This window comes from Pragia fontium DSM 5563 = ATCC 49100 (assembly GCF_900112475.1).
Taxonomy (GTDB): domain Bacteria; phylum Pseudomonadota; class Gammaproteobacteria; order Enterobacterales; family Enterobacteriaceae; genus Pragia; species Pragia fontium.
Map to the genome: position 1 here is coordinate 216,078 of NZ_FOLW01000003.1, position 20,561 is coordinate 236,638.

Here is a 20,561-nt window from a genome sequence, read left to right on the forward strand (position 1 = left end):
TTTGTTAGCAGAACTCAATCGTTGGGAGAGACGGGTGTTGGGGTCGTAGTAGCTTTAGCTACCGGAGCGCCCCTAACCCGGCTAGGCCCAACGCTCTCTATAGCTGAATACAGATGGTCTTCCGGCTGAGCACAATAGCCATATTCGCTCACTATTTTTACAGCCGACATTGTCACTTTTGCTGATTTAAAAAGTTTTGTTAGCAGAACTCAATCGTTGGGAAAGACGGGTGTTGGGGTCGTAGTAGCTTTAGCTACCGGAGCGCCCCTAATCCGGCTAGGCACAACGCTCTTCATAGCTGAATACAGATGGTCTTCCGGCTGAGCACAATAACCATATTCGCTCACTGTTTTTACAGCCGGAACATTCACGTTTGCTGATTTAAGAAGGTTTATCATCAAGCAAAGCTTCCCAAATAAATATGGGAAGCTTTTATCATGTGAAAAGAATCACTACGGCATAACTGCAACATTGGCATAAACCACACCGCTATAATCCCCCGGTTTATAAGCGTTATGCACTCGTTGCGATTCAAAGACGAACGCGATTTCTTGTTCTGCATAACCAACATGACGAGTCAGTAGATAGTCGTGCTGGGCACCAGAGTAAAGAAACGCCTTCTTACCGGTATGGTCGATAGTGGAAATTTTATATTCCATTTTATTCAGTTGAGCGCCAGAACTACTATTGAGGGTAAAAGGCCGACCGGTGGCGGAATTGCCATCGTCCAACGTAAGCCTAACTTTGTCATCGGCGCTGCTGTTACTCCATAACCGTAGTGGCCTGATGCTAACGGTATCAGCAGACAACGTTGCTGGAGCAGCATAAGGGCTACCGGACGGTATCAGATGGATATCCAATTGTGTGATGGGCGTTCCTTCCGGGGTGGTAATCATTGCGCTGCCGGGCACCTGAGCGCTGATGTTAAAACGTGTATCATAGTTACCCGGGGAAACGGCTAAAGCGGCGGCGGCGTAAGTCATACCGATGAGAGTAGGTAGAAGAATTTTTATTTTCATCGTTCATTACTCATATTGATAAGTTTAAATAAATTAATTCTGTCTGCGGCATCGGCCTGAAGAAATGCAAATGATGCGCAATCAGGACGAGATGTAATCCATTTAATCTCTATCAATATGTAGTATAGATGAACTGCTGGGTTTTCAATTTTCGGGCTGAGTTTTTTTCCAGGCATCTAACGCCGCGAGCCGACGTTGATTTAGTTGGGTTTTAATATCGGCACCGCTAAACCCGGCATCAATAATTTCTTTCACCGATACGCCATTGGCAACGGCGTAAGCCTGCTTCAGGTAATCGGCTTGAGGATAGGGTTTATTCTGCCAGCCGGCACGACCGCGATAATCTGCTTCGCTAACCAGTATCATTTGTTCCAGCCGCTGGGGTTTACGCCAAACATCAATAGCATTAAACAGATTAAGCATGGTTGAGGGGCGTAATTTATATACCGTATGGATTTGATCGTGAAATTCCGACATCAGACGAGCCAGTTCTCGGGTGGTATTCGGGATTTTGTAACGTTGGCAGATATTTTCTACCAGCCTGACGCCCGCTAATCCATGACCGTGATGGTGAGGCCACATCTCTTGTGGGGTCAAACCCTTACCGACATCATGCAACAGCGCTGAGAAACGTACGTCAATATCATCGCTGAGCTGTGCTGCCACTTCCAGTACCATTAAAACGTGAATGCCGGTATCAATCTCAGGGTGCCATTTCTCCGGAGCAGGTACACCAAACAGATTATCAATTTCCGGAAACAGGACCGCCAGTGCGCCGCAATCTCTCAGGACTTGAAAGTATACCTGTGGGCATTGGGTCGCCAGCGCCTTTTCCGTCTCTTTCCAGACTCTTTCCGGCGTCAGGCTGGAAATTTCGCCACCGTTCACCATCTCTATCATTAAGCGTTGGGTTTCTGGTGCGATGGTGAAGCCCAGATGGGCATAGCGCGCAGCAAAACGCGCAATCCTAAGTACCCGCAATGGATCTTCACGAAAGGCTGGGGAGACATGACGCAAAATGCGTTGTTCAAGATCCTGCTGGCCGTGATAAGGATCGATTAAATTCCCATCGGGGTCTGATGCAATGGCGTTAATAGTTAAGTCGCGGCGCAGTAAATCTTGTTCTAGCGTAACGTCCGGAGCGGCATAGCAAGTAAAGCCGGTATATCCGGGGCCTGATTTACGTTCAGTGCGCGCCAGCGCATGCTCATCATGGGTGGTGGGATGCAGAAATACCGGGAAGTCTTTCCCTACCTGTTGATAGCCCATGGCCAGCATTTGTTCTGGCGTTGCACCCACGACGACCCAGTCATATTCATGTACCGGTAATCCTAATAAGCGATCGCGGACGGCTCCGCCAACAAGATAGGTCTTCACTGTCTCTCCGGAAAATCTTGGTTCAATAATATGTCAGGCTGTTTGACGTAAAACGCCGGACAAAGAGTGCCGGCGTTGGTATCGGGTTAACTTAAACGATAAAAATCAGATTAGTTCATCCAGCGATCTTTTTTACGACGTGGGATCAGATAAGGCAGAATCAGACCTAACAGCAAACCAATGCCGGCAACACCGCCGCCGTACATAAACCATTGTTGAATAATGGTGCGCTGTTTGTCATCCAATTGCAGGCTGATATCGCTCACTTTTTTCTTCGCTTCAACCAGCTCATCTTTTAGCTTTTGATTTTCATCTTTTAGCCCATTGATAATGCCATCGCTGCTAGCGACCTTTTGCTGCATATCGGCGGTGCGCTGATTCCAACTGTTATCAATATTGGTTAACTTATCGGTTAACTCTTTAACCTGTAGCTCCAGTGCAGGAACTTTCTCGCTCAGGCTAGGGTCGGTGCTCAGTTGTTCTAATGGGATCCAAGCGGTACGACCTTTCGCGTCACGAATTTGTCCATACTTGGTTCCGCTATTCACAGCAAGCAGTTCGACTTTTTCACCGGCATTAATTGCGCCGGTAATACGGTGGTTGTCCGATGGACCACCGCGTAAATAGGTAATCAGATTATCGGAGATATATCTGGTTTCAGCCGCGGTTGCGGTAAATGCGGCAATACTAAGGGATGCCAATAAGGCGATAGTAATTGATCTTAATGTAAGCATTGTCGGTATTTTTATCTTCTCAGAAAAATGACGTATGTACGGATAGTAGAGCGTTCAGGGAGCTGGTGCAATGTAAAAACCTTGTTACGTCTGAATAAAGGACATAAATCAGGTGGTTTTTTACCTCACCGATAGCGTAAATTACTACACTAATACCACGATAATTATCGTTTATTCCTCGAATGACTCTGACCGCGGAAACTATTATGACCGTTGAAATAGAATTAAAGTTCATTGCCAGTCCTGCGGCTCTTGCCGCATTACCGGAAAAAATAACAGGCTGGAAGTGTGAAGCTCATGAAGTATTACAGCTCTCGAATACTTACTACGACTCAGAACTGGGGGTGCTGCGTTCCCATCGCTTTGGGTTACGCGTCAGGGGATGCAATCAGACTTATGAAATGACGTTGAAGTCAGCTGGAAGCGTGGTCGGCGGTATCGCCCATCGTCAGGAATATAATATTGACTTACCGGACGATAAATTAGATATCTCATTATTGCCGAAAGATGTTTGGCCTGATGATATGAATGTAGCAGAGCTGCAAGAGACGTTGAATCCACTGTTTACTACCGACTTTAAACGAGAAACGTGGTTGATAAATTTCCAGCAAAGCCAGATAGAGATCGCCCTCGATCAGGGCATCATTCAAGCCGGTGAATTAAGCGAACCGATCGGTGAACTGGAAATGGAGCTTAAACAGGGCAATGCCGCGGATATGCTAGCGCTGGCGCAGCAACTGACTACCGTTGAGGGATTACGTCTTGGTAGCCAGAGTAAGGCCGCGCGTGGATACCGACTGCTAGCGGGTTCTGCTGAGCTACCTGAGGCTGAAATGGTAATATTGACGGTATCGGATAAAGCCAATACTGAACAGGGGCTGGAAGCAGCACTGGAATGGGCGCTGTCGTATTGGCAGCGTAATGAAGCCAATTGGTTTGACGGTGAAACGCAGGCTCAATATGGCGTCAGGCATGCTTTGACCACCATTCGTCAAATTCTGGTGGTTTTTGGCGGGATGATTCCGCGAAAAGCGACAACTTCGCTACGTGAACGTTTGGTAACGTTAGAGCAGCAGCTTGAAAGTAAACAGGACGTTGCTTCGATATGTGAGCAGCCCGGCTATTTGCAGTTAAAGCTAGCGGTGATGGCGTGGTTGATGAACAAAGGCTGGCGGTTGTTTATCGATGAGAAAGGTAAACAGAAGCTCTCTGGTTCCTTCAAACGTTTTGCCGATGTGATGATGTCCCGCTGCCGCTCTGAGTTGAAAGAGGCTTTCAATAAGCCGTTAACTAACGATGGCTATAACGATCAACAGCCGCGTCTTGAACGGCAAATCATCAATTTTTATCTGTTGTCTGGCGCCTATGACCCAGAGCAGTCGCTGCCTTATATTGATGTCTGGCAGAAATTGTTTAATGCCGAGGGGGATCGCGATTTACTGCGTCGCAGTGCGATGGAACAACCGCTTTTCTGGCTGAATAGCTCTCAGCACGTATAACCCGTTTTTTCTATTGGTTGTGTAAAGGATGCCCTATGTTATCACTTTCCCCATTACTGGATGCTCAGCGGATTAAACGACAGTCTGAATTGGAGCAGCGTTTGGCAGGTTCTGTTCAGTTTAGCCCGCAAGACGGTATGGCACTGGCTTTGAGCGACTTTGTTAGTGATGGCTTACTTCAACATCCTGAGTGGTGGCCGGAGTTCCATCTGATGGAACCTTCAGCCGATGACGCCCAACATTATGAAACTTGGTTGAACGCTGCGCTGGCGGAAGTGATAGATGAAGCCGAGTTGTTGCGGGTTTTACGCCTGTTTCGTCGCCGTATGATGATGCGTATTTCCTGGGCACAAAGCCTTAACCTATGTGATACCCAGCAGACCCTTAGTCAACTGAGCATATTGGCGGAAACCCTGATTATCGCCGCCAGAGATTGGCTATATCGCCTCTGCTGTCAGGAATGGGGTACGCCGATAAATGCAGAGGGTGTTGCACAACCGCTATTTATTCTGGGTATGGGAAAGCTGGGCGGCGGGGAACTGAATTTTTCTTCCGATATCGATTTGATTTTTGCCTATCCGGAAAATGGTGAAACTCAGGGAGGACGCCGTCAACTGGATAATGCCCAGTTCTTTACTCGTCTTGGCCAACGCCTGATTAAAGCGCTGGATCAGATCACCCCAGAAGGCTTTGTTTACCGGGTAGATATGCGTTTACGACCTTTCGGTGATAGCGGGCCGCTGGTGTTTAGCTTTAATGCGCTGGAAGACTACTATCAGGAACAAGGACGCGACTGGGAACGCTATGCCATGGTTAAAGCACGCATCATGGGCGATGGTCACGATGGCTATAGCGAGGAGCTTAAACGGATGCTGCGGCCTTTTGTATTTCGCCGTTATATCGATTTTAGCGTGATCCAGTCGTTGCGTAATATGAAAGGCATGATTGCCCGAGAAGTCCGCCGTCGTGGTCTGGCGGATAACATTAAGTTAGGTGCGGGGGGGATCCGCGAGATTGAGTTTATTACTCAAGTTTTCCAGCTTATTCGCGGTGGTCGTGAGCCGAAACTACAGGGTAATTCTCTGCTGCCGACTTTGCAGGTGATTGCTGATTTGGAGCTGCTAACCCGGGAAGAGACGGAGACGCTGGCCGGCGCTTATCTTTATTTGCGTCGGTTAGAAAACCTATTGCAGGCAATTGCCGATCAGCAAACTCAGACCTTACCTGATAATCCATTGGATCAGGCTCGACTTGCTGCCGGTATGGGATGCCCCGACTGGCCGACGCTATTAACGCAGTTGAGTGAATATATGTCTGCGGTCAGAGCCATCTTTGCTGACCTGATCGGCGATGATAGCCCTGATATAGAGGACGATCCTGACTGTTTACGGTATAGCCCACTCTGGTTAGATGATTTTGATCCAGATGAACTATCACTGTTAATGCCCCAGTTAAATCAGGCATCTTGCTTACAGTTTAGCGAGCATTTGCAGGCATTTCGTCATGATGTGGATAAGCGCTCGATTGGTCAGCGAGGCAGGGATGTGCTTGATAAGCTAATGCCTAGACTCCTGTCTGAGGTGGGTAAACGAGACGATGCTGACAGTGTATTACCGAGGCTGACGCATTTAATTCTTAGCATTGTTACTCGCACCACCTATCTGGAATTGTTGGTAGAGTATCCGCTAGCGATGACCCATCTTATTCGTCTGTGTGCGGCTTCCCCCATGGTCGCCAGTAAGCTGGCTCGCTATCCAATTCTGTTGGACGAATTACTCGATGTGAATTCACTGTATCAGGCAGTACCGCTAAGCGCTTATCGCGACGAACTGCGGCAGTTTTTACTGCGGGTGCCGGAAGAGGACGAAGAGCAACGTCTGGAAGCGCTCCGACAGTTTAAGCAGACTCATTTACTGCGAATTGCCGCGGCGGATATTGCCGGAGCATTGCCGGTAATGAAAGTGAGCGATCACTTAACTTATCTGGCGGAAGCGATTATCGATGCAGTCGTCCAGCAAGCCTGGTTCCAAATGACGGCTCGTTATGGTCAGCCAACTCACTTATACGATAGAGAAGGTCGCGGTTTTGCCGTGGTTGCCTATGGTAAGCTGGGGGGAATAGAGCTGGGTTATAGTTCCGATCTGGATTTGGTCTTTTTGGTGGATTGTCCTGAGCATATCAGTACCGATGGTCAGCGCAGTATTGATGGCCGCCAGTTCTACCTGCGCCTGGCACAGCGGATTATGCATCTGTTTAGTGCACGTATGGCCTCTGGCGTGCTGTATGAAGTGGATGCCCGGCTGCGTCCATCTGGAGAGTCTGGCTTGTTAGTGAGTACTATCAATGCATTTGAAGACTACCAGCGTAATGAAGCATGGACTTGGGAACATCAAGCGTTGGTACGGACCCGCATCGTTTACAGCGATCCCATTTTGCATAAAGCGTTCGATCGGGCTCGCCATGACATTCTGAGCCTTGAGCGTGATGAGCCCCAGCTCAAGCTGGATGTGCGTGAAATGCGTGAAAAGATGCGCAGTCATTTAGCGGACAAAGATCCTGATTTATTTGACTTGAAAACCGATGAAGGGGGTATCACGGATATTGAGTTTATCGCCCAATATTTAGTGTTGCGTTACGCTCACCAGCAGCCTCAGCTCACCCGCTGGTCGGATAATGTGCGGATATTTGAACTGATGGCTAATTATCAGATTATGGATGAGCGAGAAGCGGCAGCGCTGACCCATGCGTATGTTTCTATGCGCGATGAAATTCATCGTCTGGCTCTGCAAGATAAGCCGGGTAAGGTATCGATAGCGCATTTTGCCGCGGAGCGTCAGCAGGTAAACCAAAGCTGGCAGAGATGGTTGGCAGAGTAAAGCCTACTCCTCAGTGATCGCGTTATTTTTCACTGAGGAGCAAAAGTTATTGATAGAGTGAAGGTTCACCTTCAGGACGAGTTTTAAAGCGGCGATGTAGCCACATGTATTGCTCTGGTGCGATCAAAATTTGCTGTTCAATAGCCTTATTCATAAACGCCGCGGCGGCCACTTCATCTTTTTTAGGAAATCCTTCCAGCGGTGGCTGTACTATCAGGCTATAGCCGCTATTGTCTTCATTTCTCATGGGAATAAATGGCACTAATAGCGGGTCTGCGGCGCGCACCAGAATCGTGGTACCAATCGTCGTTGCCGCTTTTTCTACCGCAAAGAATGGCGCAAAAACGCTATTGCGTGGACCATAGTCATGATCCGGTGCATACCAGATAAGCTCGCCTTTCTTGAGGGAACGAATCATGCCCTTAATATCACGACGATCCAGCATATATTTATTAGAGCGCAGTCTGCCCCAAGTTTGCAGCCAGTCCATTAATTTGTTGTCGTGAGGGCGGTAAACGCCAACGCCGGGTCGATGTATGCCGATAATACGTGCCCCGAGTTCTAACGTCAGAAAGTGAATACCAATAACTAAAACGCCGCGCTGTTCTGTTTTTCCGACATCTAAGTTATTGATACCTTTAATGGTACACCACTTTTCAATCCGCCAGTCAGGCCAAAACCAAGCCATGCCGGTTTCAAAGACCGCCAGACCCGTAGCTTCAAAGTTCTTAAGCATCCAGGCGGTATGCTCTTCCTCGGTCATATCAGGAAAGCACAGTTGAATATTGCTCTTGGAAATTTTTTTCCTGCGTTTCATAAAACGCATAGCAAAACGGCCTAAGCCTCGGCCCATACTATTAATCCAGGGATAGGGTAAGAGTACCAGCAAGTATAAGACACCTATGCCAAGCCACAGCAACCAATAACGTGGGTGTAAAAGGTCGCGGGTAAATTCCGGACGTATATGATTTTTTGACATAACGATTCGAATCAGAAAATTATTGCCAATTAGTTTAGCGGTATTTTTAACGCATTCCTATTTTATGACGTGATTATGATAAACTGGCAAACAATATATGCGGTCTTTGTTTATGGAGTTTGGGATGAAAGTCATGTTACCTGATTTTAGCCGTGCCAATGTAATGGTGGTTGGCGATGTTATGCTCGACCGTTACTGGCACGGGCCCGCCAGCCGGATCTCACCTGAGGCACCGGTGCCGGTGGTTAAGGTTAATGTGGTAGAAGATCGTCCGGGTGGTGCGGCTAACGTGGCAATGAATATTGCATCCCTGTGCGGTATTTCCCAATTGGTTGGTTTAACCGGTCAGGATGAAGCGGCGCGGGTATTGGATGCCAAACTCAACGAAGTTAACGTGAAATGTGACTTTGTGACGCTGGAATCCCATCCAACCATCACCAAGTTGCGCGTGCTTTCTCGCAACCAGCAGCTACTACGCCTCGACTTTGAAGAAGGTTTTGACAACGTTGATGCTCAGCCTATTTTAGATCGCGTACAGCGCGCACTGCCTCAACTAGGGGCTTTAGTGCTGTCTGACTATGCCAAGGGCGCGTTGACATCGGTTCAGTCACTGATTCAGCTTGGGCGTGAAGCGGGTGTTCCGGTACTGATCGATCCGAAAGGCGCTGACTTTGAGCGTTACCGTGGAGCGACATTACTGACGCCGAATCTGTCTGAATTTGAGGCGGTCGTTGGTCACTGTACAAGTGAAGAACAACTGGTAGAGCGCGGTATGGCGCTGATTGAACGGTTCGAGTTTAGCGCGCTGTTGATCACTCGCTCTGAAAACGGTATGACGTTATTGCAGCCGGGTAAAGAGCCATTCCATATGCCAACTCAGGCTCAGGAAGTGTATGACGTTACCGGTGCAGGTGATACGGTAATTGGCGTATTAGCAGTGAGTCTGGCGGCGGGGCTATCGTTAGAAGAGTCCTGCTTTATGGCAAACGCTGCTGCCGGTGTGGTGGTCGGTAAACTGGGGACATCGACGGTTTCGCCTATTGAGTTGGAGAACGCGATTCGCGGCAGAGCCGATACCGGTTTTGGCGTAATGGACGAACAACAGCTTAAGCAGGCGGTTGCTCATGCCCGCCAGCGCGGTGAAAAAGTCGTGATGACCAACGGATGTTTTGACATTCTGCATGCCGGTCATGTTTCTTACTTAGCCAATGCCCGTAAGCTAGGGGATCGTTTGATTGTCGCGGTTAACAGCGATGCCTCAACCCGTCGACTGAAAGGGGAGACCCGCCCGGTTAATCCGCTGGCTCAGCGTATGATTGTGCTGTCGGCGTTGGAGTCCGTTGATTGGGTTGTCTCATTTGATGAAGATACGCCGCAGCGTCTGATTGCTGATATTCTGCCGGATCTGCTGGTGAAAGGCGGTGACTATAAGCCGGAAGATATTGCCGGAAGTAAAGAGGTTTGGGCTGCCGGAGGCGATGTGCGGGTATTGAATTTTGAAGATGGCTGCTCAACCAGCAATATCATTAAAACGATTAGAGAGCGTGGTTAATCAGCAATAAATGAGCGGCTTAAAACAGGATATCGGCTTAGTTCAAGGAATCGGGTTACTGTCGACGTCATTGTTGGGTACCGGGGTTTTTGCCGTTCCAGCACTGGCGGCACAGATAGCGGACTCTGGTAGCCTGTGGGCTTGGCCGCTGCTGATTCTTTTAGTGTTCCCGATCGCTATTGCTTTCGCTGCATTGGGGCGCCATTTCCCTAATGCTGGCGGTGCCGCGCATTTTGTGAGTCTGGCATTTGGCCCTCATATGGCCAAGGTCACCGGATGGCTATTTTTATCGGTGATCCCGGTCGGTTTACCGGCAGCATTACAGATAGCTTCTGGTTTCTGGCAGGCGGCGTTTGGCTTGGATCAGCTTGGATTACAGCTGGTGCAGCTAGCTACATTACTGACGATCTGGTTTTTGGGCATGCGCAGCGCCGGGTCGAGCGCCAATATTCAGGTGTTGATTGCTATTCTGATTGTGGCAATGGTGGTGGCTATTTGGTGGAAAGGGGGGATTACGCCTGCAACCATTGACTGGCCAGCGGTACAAACCTTATCGGCAAACTCGATGTTCAATGCACTGGCGGTGATGTTCTGGTGTTTTGTAGGGCTGGAGGCTTTCGCTCATTTGGCGGCAGAGTTTCGCAATCCTGAACGTGATTTTCCCCGGGCATTGCTCATTGGTATGTTAGTGGCCGGAGGCGTTTATTGGGGCTGTACCGTTGCGGTGTTAGCATTTCATGCCTACGGTGGTGACATGGCTGCTGCGGCATCTCTGCCATCGATTGTGGTTCAACTGTTTGGCTCCCATGCTTTGTGGGTCGCCTGCATTATTGGCTATTTAGCCTGTTTTGCCAGTTTGAATATCTATACTCAAAGCTTTGCCCGCTTGGTTTGGTCACAAAACTATGAACATCGACCGAAAGCTTGGGTCGCGCAACTTTCCCGCTCTCGTTCTCCACTGAATGCGCTGACGTTGGTATTATTGTGCAGCCTGATTGCTTCTCTGGCGGCCTATTATCTGACTTTGCCCCTCGATGCTTTAATTGTTTATGCTAACGGTATTTTTGTTTTTATCTACCTGCTGTGTATGTTGTCCGGCTGTCGACTGCTCAAGGGGCGTTCGAAAGTTATGGCCTTTATCGGTAGTGGATTATGTATTTTATTGCTGATTATGATCGGTTGGAAAACGCTGTATGCGATAGGGATGTTTATGGTCTTATGGCTGATTTTGCCTAAAGGAAGAGAACAATCGGTTAAGGCAGAATAATTAACGGAGCAGGTATTTGCTCCGTCGATTCAATTGACGTTGTGGTGCTGACTATTCCTGATTGTTTTTTGCTTCCAGTTCAGTCAAACGTTTTTCCAGTGCAGTCAATTTCTCACGGGTTCTCAGCAGAACCTGGGTCTGAATATCAAACTCTTCACGGCTAACTACATCGAGTTTAGCCAGTTGGTTTTGCAGCCCTTGACGGATTTTCTTCTCGACTTCATCGCCCAATTCACGAATGCCTTTAGGCATGGATTCGTGAATCTGTTTAGCTATCTGCTCAATTTTCTTCGGATCGATCATTCGTCTACCTTTGATGGTTGATGGCATCTGTATTTAGTCCCGTAAAAATGGGAGACAGGCTTTAGTTTATCGTCTGTTGAGTAGAGTATAAACATTTGATTACCTTGTGTCTGCGTTGGTGCACATTATCCAATAAAGATTAGCGGCCAAAGATTGCCCCTCATTTTAATAAGCGCTATAGTATTCAGGCTTATTCTCAGGGCGGGGTGAAAGTCCCCACCGGCGGTAAATCATCAGGTGTAACAGCCAAGTGAAAGCCCGCGAGCGCTTAACTTAGCCAACGCTAGGTTCAAGGTCAGCAGATCCGGTGTAATTCCGGGGCCGACGGTTATAGTCCGGATGGGAGAGAGTAACGATAACGGGTCGGGCATTCGCTCGCCTTACGTTATTCAGGCGTTTACGCCTGCTTCCAAAAGCTGCCCTGATTCTGGTAATCCATTTAAAAAATAAAGAGGTTATTTTACCATGAATCAGACATTACTTTCCGAATTTGGTACCCCGATTGCTCGCATTGAACTGGCGCTGGACGCTTTACGCAATGGCCGTGGTGTGATGGTACTTGATGATGAAAACCGCGAAAATGAAGGCGACATGATTTTTGCCGCTGAAACCATGACCGTTGAGCAAATGGCGCTGACCATTCGTCACGGTAGCGGTATTGTTTGTCTTTGTATCAATGAACAAATGCGTGAGCAGCTAGCGCTGCCAATGATGGTTCCGGCTAACTCTAGCCGCTACCAAACGGCATTTACCATTAGTATTGAAGCGGCTGAAGGTGTGACGACGGGTGTTTCAGCATCTGACCGTATTACCACTATTCGTGCTGCCGTTGCTGATGGAGCTACAGAAGCCAGTCTGCATAGCCCAGGGCATATTTTCCCGCTGTGCGCGCGTGATGGTGGAGTATTAACCCGCCGTGGCCACACTGAAGCTACCATTGATTTAGTCACTTTGGCTGGTTTTAAATCTGCTGGCGTGTTGTGTGAATTAACTAACGATGACGGCAGCATGGCCAATGCTCCTCAGGTTATTAAATTTGCTAAGCAACACAATATGCCGGTAGTGACCATTGAAGATCTGGTTGCTTATATCGAGCTGAAGAACGCTAAGCAAGCTAGCTGATAGTTGGGAATAAAAAGAAGCCGCTAATGCGGCTTCCGATAAAGTCATTTAATTTGACTGCAGTGAATATTTCGTCCGTAAACAGAACGTAGGAATATTTACATTGTTTCACGGACGAGAGGGATGTTTTTGAGTTCTGTGGGCGTCAGGCCTACGATTCTTAGGGGCGCTTCGGCAGCTAAAGCTGCTACGACCCCAACAGAATCCTCTCCTTCCGTTTACGTTTTATCAGCAATCAGAGAAGCCGCTAATGCGGCTTCTTTTTTATCGGTTAACTAGCCCACTGTCCAAATCTGCAATAGCATCAAGCTGAGTCCCATCACCGACATACCGCAAAGAATACCGTAGCTAGGGTTATTATGTGGATCAATCTCTTTGGCTAATGGCATAAGCTCGTCAACGGATAAGGCAACCATAATTCCTGCAACGGCGGACATAATTGAGGCCATTATTACTGGGGAAACGTTCGGACCCAGCAGTAGGAAAGCAAACAGGCCTCCGGCAATTTCTGCCATTCCGGATAAACCAGCCCACAACAGAGCAGCACGTTTGGAACCGGTGGCTGCATACACAGGACCAGCAACCGCTAATCCTTCTGGAATATTATGTATGGCTACGGCAAGGGCGATACCCAGACCGAGTTCCCAGTTGGTACTGGCGGTAACAAAAGTAGCAATGCCCTCAGGGAAGTTATGTAGGCTGATACCCAGCGTCAACAAAATAGCCGTTCGCTTCAGGTTTCTTGGTGCTTTCTGTCCTGGCATCAGATCGTGGGCATGCTGATGTGGCAGCAGACGATCCAGCAGAAAATAGCCCAGCAGCCCGGCAATAAACATGCTGTAGCCCAGTACTGGGGACATTCCCGGCGTATTCAGCGAGGCGGGAAGCATTTCCATCAGGGATATCAGCAGCATAATTCCGGCAGCGAAGCCGAGGGCGAAGGCCAGAACGCGATTGGAGGGCTTTTGGCCAATGATGCCCAAGAATGCGCCGATAAATGTCGAGCCGCCAGCAAGTATAGTAAGAATAAGTGGAACCGACATAAAACTTCTATCACCTCTATATGATAATTATTATCATTTGCCGATAATAACAAACTCTGTAAAAATAACGAATATATCGCAACAATTTATTTGATAGGCAAGACAAATTACCGATTATTCAGTTTTTTTGACGATCTCTATCATGGTTATCTTCTGTTAAATTGCTGAATAAGGATTAACATATATTTCACTGTTTGGTTAGATTTATCTACCAGAATAATCCATCAATGTTAATTATTGTCTTATCCTGATGTTGTAAGGAGACAGGTAACAGCTTGATGTATCGAATAACATGAGCAGAAAGCAGAGGAATTATCATGAACAATAGTTTAATGCCAGCCCTGTTTCTGGGACATGGTAGCCCAATGAACGTGTTGGAGGAAAATGTCTACACTCAAACATGGCGTCAGCTTGGCGCGACATTGCCTAAACCAAAAGCTATTCTCGCGATTTCAGCACACTGGTATACCCGAGGTACCGCAGTAACGGCAATGAGCCAGCCAAAAACTATTCATGACTTTGGCGGTTTTCCTCAAGCGCTGTTTGACACGCAATATCCGGCACCGGGTTCGCCAGCGTTAGCTGAGCGGGTTCAGCAGCTATTAGCGCCAGTAGCCGTAATGTCTGATAGCACTGAATGGGGATTAGATCACGGTACCTGGGGCGTGCTGATTAAGATGTACCCTGATGCTGACATCCCAGTGGTACAACTCAGCATTGACGGCACGCAGTCGGCGGAATATCACTATCAGTTGGGTAAAAAATTGGCTGAATTACGCCGTGAAGGCGTGATGATCGTGGGCAGCGGCAATGTGGTGCATAACCTGCGTATGGTTAAATGGCAGGGGGATCCGCAACCTTATGACTGGGCACTGCGTTTCGATGCCTTTGTACGGGATAACCTAAACGATGATAGTGATGATCATCCGCTGGTTAATTTTATGCAGCATTCTGATGCCGCCTTGTCTTGTCCAACGCCTGAGCACTATTTACCTCTGCTGTATATTTTAGGCGCTAAGCAACCGAGTGAGTCTATCACCATTCCGGTAGATGGCATTGAAATGGCGTCATTAAGTATGTTGTCGGTGCAGATAGGGTGATGGATAACAGAATTACAGATAAAAAAACGCCCTGATATTTCAGGGCGTTTTTATTCGTTAGAATTAATCTAAAATAATATGCGGATAATAACGGGAAAGATCCTGAGTAATTAAGCTCCGATCTTCACGCAGGCCGATGCCGCAAGGTTCATCATTTACCAGCCAGCTGCCAATTAGCGTATAGCTATCATTGAAGCGCGGTAAGTGATGGAACTGCTGAATAATCATACCTTCTTCGCCATAAGGGCCGTCAACCTTACACACTTCTTTGCCGTTTTCGATAATCTGAATATTGGCACCTTCCCGCGAGAACAGCGGTTTAGTGACATAATGAGACAGCTCAGGATGTGCTTCACCGGAAAAATAAGCCGGCAGCAGGTTGGGATGATTAGGGAACATTTCCCACAGCAGAGGTAATAGTGCCTTGTTGGAAATAATGCTTTTCCATGCAGGTTCTAACCAGCGTACACCGGCATCTGCCAGCTTGGTGGAGAACACTTCACGGAACATAAACTCCCAAGGATACAGCTTAAACAGATTGCTGATCACTTGATCCTGAGGATCGGTAAACTGGCCTCTTTCTCCCAGACCAATTTCTTCAATATACAGAAACTCATTGGCCAGACCGGCTTCGTTAGCGCAATCTTGCAGATACTGGACAGTGCCACGGTCTTCTTCGGTATCTTCACAGCAGGCGAAATGCAGCAGGTTAAAACCGTGCAGGGCTTTTAGCTCGCTGAAACGCTCAATCAGCTTATCCTGCAGGCTGTTGAACTGGTCGGCATCGTGACGCAATTTACCGGCGTTAACCTGATCTTCCAGCCACATCCACTGGAAAAATGCGGTTTCATACAGAGAGGTTGGCGTATCAGCATTATTTTCCAGCAGCTTGGCCGGACTCTTGCCATCGTAGGCTAAATCGAGGCGAGAATAGAGTGACGGTTGTTGAGTGGTCCATGAATTGCGTACGAACTCCCAGCAATGGCGGGGAATCTGAAACTTGGTTAACAGCTCTTCGCTATTAACGACTCTCTCCACCACCTGTAAGCACATTTGATGTAGCTCGGCGGTGGTGTTTTCCAGCTCTTCAATCTGGGCTAAGGTAAATTGGTAATAGGCATCTTCACACCAGTACGGTTCACCGTACATGGTGTGGAAGTTAAAACCATATTCTGTAGCCACTTCGCGCCAGTTCGGGCGCTCAGCAATGGTTTGACGAATCATTAAAAGTTAACCTTAACCGCCAAATGAACGGCCTTTGCTCGATGTTGATGAGTTATTCGTTGAGCTGCTGCTGCGTGACATGGCATTTTGCTTGGCTACCGACTCACCAAAGCCGCCGCGGGTAATGGTTTTGGTGGTGGCTGGTTTAGGTGCAAGGGCGCTCTTGTCTACTTTCATGGTTCTGCCTGTGGTGGCATTACCGTAATTACGGCCGGTAGAATCAACGAATTTACCGTTAGCCGGGCTGCTGGCAGACTTAGAGGTAAACAGAGGAGATTGACCGTAACCGCCACCCATCATGCGACCCATCATGTAACCGGCCATTAAAGGCATCCACATGCTACCGCTTTGCTGAGGTTCAGCAGACATGCCTGCTTGTGCTGGCGCTGGTGCTTGAGTACATTGAGACTCGCCAAATTCAGCGACGCAATCTTCTTTGGTGGCATATTTAGGCGCAGTTTTAACCGCTTCTTCCAGAGCCTGATTATAAGCAATAGTACACTGGTCACCCATCGCCGGATTACTTTGTTTACATTCGTCCGCATTGGCGAAAAGAGATACGCTTTCGTCCGCTTGTTCGCAGCCTGACAGCATAAATACGGCACTTACCGCCAACGCCACAGGCGCCAGGCGATAGGTACGAAATGATTTGCGGAAAGAGTCACGGTTTATTTGTTTAGTGCGCTTCATTATTTATCAGTCCCAGAGTTAAATTCAAGATACCTACGCTGCATCGTCCTGCGTTTTGGAAAAAAGAACATGTGTGCATGTTGGTAATAAAAAATTGGCTGTACATGCACGGGTGATTGTCCGTTTCAGGCAGGACAAGGCAGGGAAATTCCCTTTTAATAAACTACCGTTAGAATAGGCGAAATTAGAAACAAATTAAAGTAAAGAGACGCAGTTTCAACGGAATTGATTTCTGAGGTAGGGCAAAGTGTGCGCTGACTCTCGGTTTTGTTCCTGGTAGCCTGATGCTAGCGCTTAAAAATAAGCCCCTGAACGTTTGAAGTTCAGGGGCTATATGGACCAAACCAATCGGTTTTTTCAGCTCAAGGGATTAATTGGTTTTAATCACCGGAATGGTAGTAACGGGTTTACCTAAAGAGCCGTTCAATTTGGTCAGATCGTTTTCATTCAGCGTACCTAAAGCATATTGAATGTTTAACTGATTAATCAGGTAATCATAACGTGCATTAGAGAGTTGCTGCTTGGCATTGTACAGGGTGGTTGTGGCGTTCAAGACGTCAACAATGGTACGAGTACCAACATCATAACCAGCCTGAGTCGCTTCCAGAGAGCTTTGCGCAGAAACGACGCTTTGTTGGTAAGCTTTCACTGAACTGATAGAAGCCGACACGTTATTGTAGGAAGAGCGTACGATTTGCACTACTGAGCGATGAGCCGCTTCCAGTGCTTCGCTAGCGCCGACATAGTTATACTGTGCCTGCTTAACGCGGGAGTTAGTTTGACCACCGCTAAACAATGGGAAACTTAACGTGACGCCTGCCGTGGTGCTACCACCGGTTGTAGTATCCGGTCCCATAGTACTTGTACCGCGGTAGTCAGTATTGGATAAACCGGTAGAGGCAGTCAGTGCAACCGTCGGCATATGACCGGTTTGCTGTAGCTTGATTTGATCGCGGGACAGATCTTGAGAAAGTCGGGCGGTCAACAGATTAAGGTTACGGCTCTCAGCTTCTTTTAGCAGGCTATTAACGTCATTAGGACGTTTAGTGCTGAAACGAGCGGTATCCAGTGAACTCAGCTCTGGATAGAACATACCGGAAATTTGACGCAGCACTTCCAGCGCGTTTTCCAGATTGTTGCGGGCGGTCACTTCGTTGGCCAGTGTTTGGTCATACTGTGCTTGGGCGTTCTGCACGTCAGTAATGGCTACCAGACCGACATTAAAACGTTGACGAGCCTGATCCAACTGACGATAAAGGGCATCTTTCTGTGCTTCAGTTGTCGATAGGGTATCCAGACTACGCAAAACGTTGAAATAAGCGGTTGCAGTATCCAGAATCAGCTTTTGCTGCTGAGCTTGATAAGATACATCCTGTACGCCAGCCTGCTTCTCAGTAATGTTCAACTGACGCCATAATGACATATCAAAAATGGTTTGGCTTAGTTGCAAACTACCATTACCGACATCACTTTGGTTGCCGCTGTTGTCACGATAGCCGCGATTGATATTATAACCGGCGTTTAAGCCCAACTGAGGAAGCAGAGCTCCGCGCGACTCACTAATTTTTTCATAGGCTGCATCACGGTCAGACTGAACCTTACGTAAGTCAGGGTTATTGCTTTTAGCCTGTTGGTATACTTGTACCAAGCTGTCAGCGTAGCTTAATGAACTTAAGCCACCCAAGCTAAGACCAATAATCAAAGGAAGCAGTTTCTTCATGGGCGATCCTTGTTGTACAGCAATAATGTTGTTTTGACTGATTGTTACTGTCAGAAATAAATATAGTGACAAATTCTACCAGAGTATCTCTGATAATAAAGGTAGCTTTATGTGCCATCATACTATTATTTACAGAATTTTTACGCGTTTTGGGCATTTATTGGTTGAAGTCAACGTATCTACCCAATCAAGATAGGCACTATCAAACCATTTATCGACTTAAAGAGAAAGAAATAATGACGCTATCCACTCTTTCACCCGTTGAACTGGGTCAGCAAGACATAGAAATTATCTCGCAGAAGCCGCTTTATCGTGGTTTTTTCTCTCTCACCGAGTACCGTTTTCGCCATCGAAAGTTTGACGGTAGTATGAGCGGCGAAGTGATGAGGGAAATCTTTGAGCGCGGTCATGCCGGGGTTCTACTGGCTTATGATGCGATACGTGACAAAGTGGTACTGATAGAACAGATTCGTATTGCGGCACTGGAAACCAGCGATACTCCGTGGTTGCTTGAATTGATTGCCGGCATGATTGAGCCTGATGAAGATATTGAACAAGTGGTTCGGCGCGAGGCAGTGGAAGAGGCGGGAATCCATATTGGGCGCTGTAAGCCAGTGTTGAGCTATCTGTCCAGTCCGGGAGGAAGCAGTGAAAGAATGTCGATTATGGTGGGGGAAGTGGATTCATCCACCGCTTTTGGCATTCATGGCTTAGCTGAAGAGCATGAGGATATTCGGGTTCATGTGGTGACTCGAGAGCAAGCCTATCGCTGGGTAGAAGATGGAACCATTGATAACGCCGCTTCAGTGATTGCGCTGCAATGGCTACAGCTGCATTACATTTCCCTACGACAAGAGTGGCAAAAATCGTAGTGATTATTCAGTACTCAAGAGGGTGGTTATTGGCTGCTCTCCATAGTCGCCTGTTAAATCATGCGGATACTGCTAATATAAAAAGAATAATCACTAAAGGGGCTCTCGTGTGGCGAATAAAATTGTTGAAAATATCATCAGCAGCATCGAGCTAATCACCGATCCATGGATAGATTCTCAATTACATGACTTTTATCATAATGATGAAAATGTTGTGGAGTTTAGTTATGAGCTGATAGATAACAAATATTATATTAGCGTGATGCTGAAACAGCCTGACATTCATACTATTAAAATTCACTTTATGTCTTTAGTTTCACTGATGCAGTACTCCTACTTTACCTTTTATTCCAGAAAGGCCAATGAGCATTTGGTGAGCTATAAGCTGATATCTGGCGGTAGTGATATGAAAGGCTTTTACTGCGAAATTAATTATGGGCATATTTAACACCTGCCGTTTATGTCTTGCGGTTGAGATTAATTAAGTCGGCGCTTTGACATTAAACCATGCAATATGTATGGATATATCGTTGGGTTGCATCAGGTAAATTCGTCGTTTATTTACGATTTTCTATCAATTGATTCTTTATTTGCCCACGGTTTTTCCTTCATAATACGCCATTGATTTGAGACGGCAGTATAGATTTGTCATAGTTTATGGCCTGACATGTCTGGTATACCTTAGTGTAATAAGGTCAGTTTCATGATATTTAAAAGGGTAATATGAAAAAGCGGTATGTTCCTGACTTTCCGGCAATGATGCGTTTAACCGAAGTTAATTACGCTCAGTTGCGCCGATTAATTCCTCGTAGTGATACGTTAGGAAGTCGGGTGGGACTAGAGGTAGCAGGCACGACTTATCATATTGAAACGCTGGAATCGACCCGTTATACCTCACTGGTTTCGATTAAACAGGCGCACCCTAAAGTGAGCTATTGGAGCATGCCACAACTGAACGTTCGGCTGTACCATGATGCGTTAGTTGCAGAAGTGTGTTCTAGTCAACAGATCTTTAGATTTAAAGCAAGTTATGATTATCCTAATAAGAAATTGCACCAGCGGGATGAGAAACATCAAATCAATCAGTTTTTGGCGGATTGGTTACGTTTTTGTCTGATGAAAGGGACAATGTCAGTCCCGGTTTGTTAAACACTTAGAAAGCAGGAGCTTACTAACTTAAGCTT

The 20,561-nt window shown here is 47.3% G+C and carries 18 protein-coding genes and 1 riboswitch; of the genes, 9 read left to right on the forward strand and 9 right to left on the reverse strand.

Going from position 1 to position 20,561, the window contains the following annotated elements:
- Positions 1 to 452: 452 nt before the first annotated feature.
- The 3 genes from BMZ28_RS06675 to BMZ28_RS06685 form a co-directional block, all read right to left on the reverse strand.
- Positions 453 to 1,019, reverse strand: coding sequence for a hypothetical protein (locus BMZ28_RS06675; protein WP_074821731.1), 567 nt, complete (start codon positions 1,017 to 1,019; stop codon positions 453 to 455).
- Positions 1,020 to 1,163: 144 nt separating this feature from the next.
- Positions 1,164 to 2,396, reverse strand: a complete 1,233-nt coding sequence (locus tag BMZ28_RS06680; RefSeq protein ID WP_074821734.1) for a multifunctional CCA addition/repair protein — start codon at positions 2,394 to 2,396, stop codon at positions 1,164 to 1,166.
- A gap of 110 nt (positions 2,397 to 2,506) precedes the next feature.
- Positions 2,507 to 3,130 carry a TIGR04211 family SH3 domain-containing protein gene (locus BMZ28_RS06685; RefSeq protein ID WP_047781903.1) on the reverse strand — a complete coding sequence of 208 codons (624 nt, stop codon included), beginning with the start codon at positions 3,128 to 3,130 and terminating at the stop codon, positions 2,507 to 2,509.
- 206 nt (positions 3,131 to 3,336) lie between these two features.
- Here BMZ28_RS06685 and BMZ28_RS06690 point away from each other — a divergent pair, with 206 nt between their 5' ends.
- Complete coding sequence (locus BMZ28_RS06690) at positions 3,337 to 4,629, forward strand: CYTH domain-containing protein (RefSeq protein ID WP_074821737.1); 1,293 nt, start codon at positions 3,337 to 3,339, stop codon at positions 4,627 to 4,629.
- 35 nt (positions 4,630 to 4,664) lie between these two features.
- Positions 4,665 to 7,505, forward strand: a complete 2,841-nt coding sequence (glnE, locus tag BMZ28_RS06695; RefSeq protein WP_074821740.1) for a bifunctional [glutamate--ammonia ligase]-adenylyl-L-tyrosine phosphorylase/[glutamate--ammonia-ligase] adenylyltransferase — start codon at positions 4,665 to 4,667, stop codon at positions 7,503 to 7,505.
- A 46-nt stretch (positions 7,506 to 7,551) separates the two neighbouring features.
- Here glnE and lpxL read toward each other — a convergent pair whose 3' ends face one another.
- Positions 7,552 to 8,484: an LpxL/LpxP family Kdo(2)-lipid IV(A) lauroyl/palmitoleoyl acyltransferase gene (gene lpxL / locus BMZ28_RS06700; protein ID WP_074821743.1), complete on the reverse strand. Its 933-nt coding sequence runs from the start codon at positions 8,482 to 8,484 to the stop codon at positions 7,552 to 7,554.
- A gap of 124 nt (positions 8,485 to 8,608) precedes the next feature.
- On the opposite strand from lpxL, the gene hldE reads away from it, so the two are divergent.
- Together hldE and yjeH are read left to right on the forward strand one after the other, a co-directional pair.
- On the forward strand, positions 8,609 to 10,036 hold the full coding sequence (gene hldE, locus BMZ28_RS06705) for a bifunctional D-glycero-beta-D-manno-heptose-7-phosphate kinase/D-glycero-beta-D-manno-heptose 1-phosphate adenylyltransferase HldE (protein WP_074821746.1): 1,428 nt from the start codon (positions 8,609 to 8,611) through the stop codon (positions 10,034 to 10,036).
- 10 nt (positions 10,037 to 10,046) lie between these two features.
- Complete coding sequence (gene yjeH, locus BMZ28_RS06710; protein ID WP_074821748.1) at positions 10,047 to 11,303, forward strand: L-methionine/branched-chain amino acid transporter; 1,257 nt, start codon at positions 10,047 to 10,049, stop codon at positions 11,301 to 11,303.
- A 51-nt stretch (positions 11,304 to 11,354) separates the two neighbouring features.
- On the opposite strand, the gene ubiK is transcribed toward yjeH, so the two are convergent.
- Positions 11,355 to 11,606, reverse strand: a complete 252-nt coding sequence (ubiK, locus tag BMZ28_RS06715) for a ubiquinone biosynthesis accessory factor UbiK (protein WP_047781897.1) — start codon at positions 11,604 to 11,606, stop codon at positions 11,355 to 11,357.
- Between the two features lie 188 nt (positions 11,607 to 11,794).
- Positions 11,795 to 11,961, forward strand: a riboswitch (FMN riboswitch).
- Between the two features lie 110 nt (positions 11,962 to 12,071).
- Here ubiK and ribB point away from each other — a divergent pair.
- Positions 12,072 to 12,728 (forward strand): 3,4-dihydroxy-2-butanone-4-phosphate synthase, encoded by a 657-nt coding sequence (ribB, locus tag BMZ28_RS06720; RefSeq protein ID WP_047781896.1) that lies wholly within the window; start codon positions 12,072 to 12,074, stop codon positions 12,726 to 12,728.
- 275 nt (positions 12,729 to 13,003) lie between these two features.
- Here the strand turns inward: ribB and zupT are convergent, their stop codons facing one another.
- Positions 13,004 to 13,771 carry a zinc transporter ZupT gene (gene zupT / locus BMZ28_RS06725; RefSeq protein WP_074821751.1) on the reverse strand — a complete coding sequence of 256 codons (768 nt, stop codon included), beginning with the start codon at positions 13,769 to 13,771 and terminating at the stop codon, positions 13,004 to 13,006.
- Between the two features lie 317 nt (positions 13,772 to 14,088).
- On the opposite strand from zupT, the gene ygiD reads away from it, so the two are divergent.
- Complete coding sequence (gene ygiD / locus BMZ28_RS06730; protein WP_074821754.1) at positions 14,089 to 14,871, forward strand: 4,5-DOPA-extradiol-dioxygenase; 783 nt, start codon at positions 14,089 to 14,091, stop codon at positions 14,869 to 14,871.
- Between the two features lie 63 nt (positions 14,872 to 14,934).
- On the opposite strand, the gene BMZ28_RS06735 is transcribed toward ygiD, so the two are convergent.
- From BMZ28_RS06735 to tolC, 3 genes are all read right to left on the reverse strand, one after another.
- Entirely contained in the window at positions 14,935 to 16,095 is a 1,161-nt protein-coding gene (locus BMZ28_RS06735) for a glutathionylspermidine synthase family protein (RefSeq protein ID WP_047781893.1), read from the reverse strand.
- Positions 16,096 to 16,107: 12 nt separating this feature from the next.
- Positions 16,108 to 16,785, reverse strand: a complete 678-nt coding sequence (locus tag BMZ28_RS06740) for a DUF1190 family protein (RefSeq protein WP_047781892.1) — start codon at positions 16,783 to 16,785, stop codon at positions 16,108 to 16,110.
- 370 nt (positions 16,786 to 17,155) lie between these two features.
- On the reverse strand, positions 17,156 to 18,505 hold the full coding sequence (gene tolC, locus BMZ28_RS06745) for an outer membrane channel protein TolC (RefSeq protein WP_047781891.1): 1,350 nt from the start codon (positions 18,503 to 18,505) through the stop codon (positions 17,156 to 17,158).
- 236 nt (positions 18,506 to 18,741) lie between these two features.
- On the opposite strand from tolC, the gene nudF reads away from it, so the two are divergent.
- From nudF to BMZ28_RS06760, 3 genes are all read left to right on the forward strand, one after another.
- A complete protein-coding gene (gene nudF / locus BMZ28_RS06750; RefSeq protein ID WP_047781890.1) occupies positions 18,742 to 19,377 on the forward strand; it encodes an ADP-ribose diphosphatase in 636 nt (211 codons plus the stop codon).
- A gap of 109 nt (positions 19,378 to 19,486) precedes the next feature.
- Complete coding sequence (locus BMZ28_RS06755) at positions 19,487 to 19,825, forward strand: hypothetical protein (RefSeq protein ID WP_047781889.1); 339 nt, start codon at positions 19,487 to 19,489, stop codon at positions 19,823 to 19,825.
- 275 nt (positions 19,826 to 20,100) lie between these two features.
- Positions 20,101 to 20,526: a DUF1249 family protein gene (locus BMZ28_RS06760; RefSeq protein ID WP_047781888.1), complete on the forward strand. Its 426-nt coding sequence runs from the start codon at positions 20,101 to 20,103 to the stop codon at positions 20,524 to 20,526.
- The last annotated feature ends 35 nt before the right edge of the window (positions 20,527 to 20,561 follow it).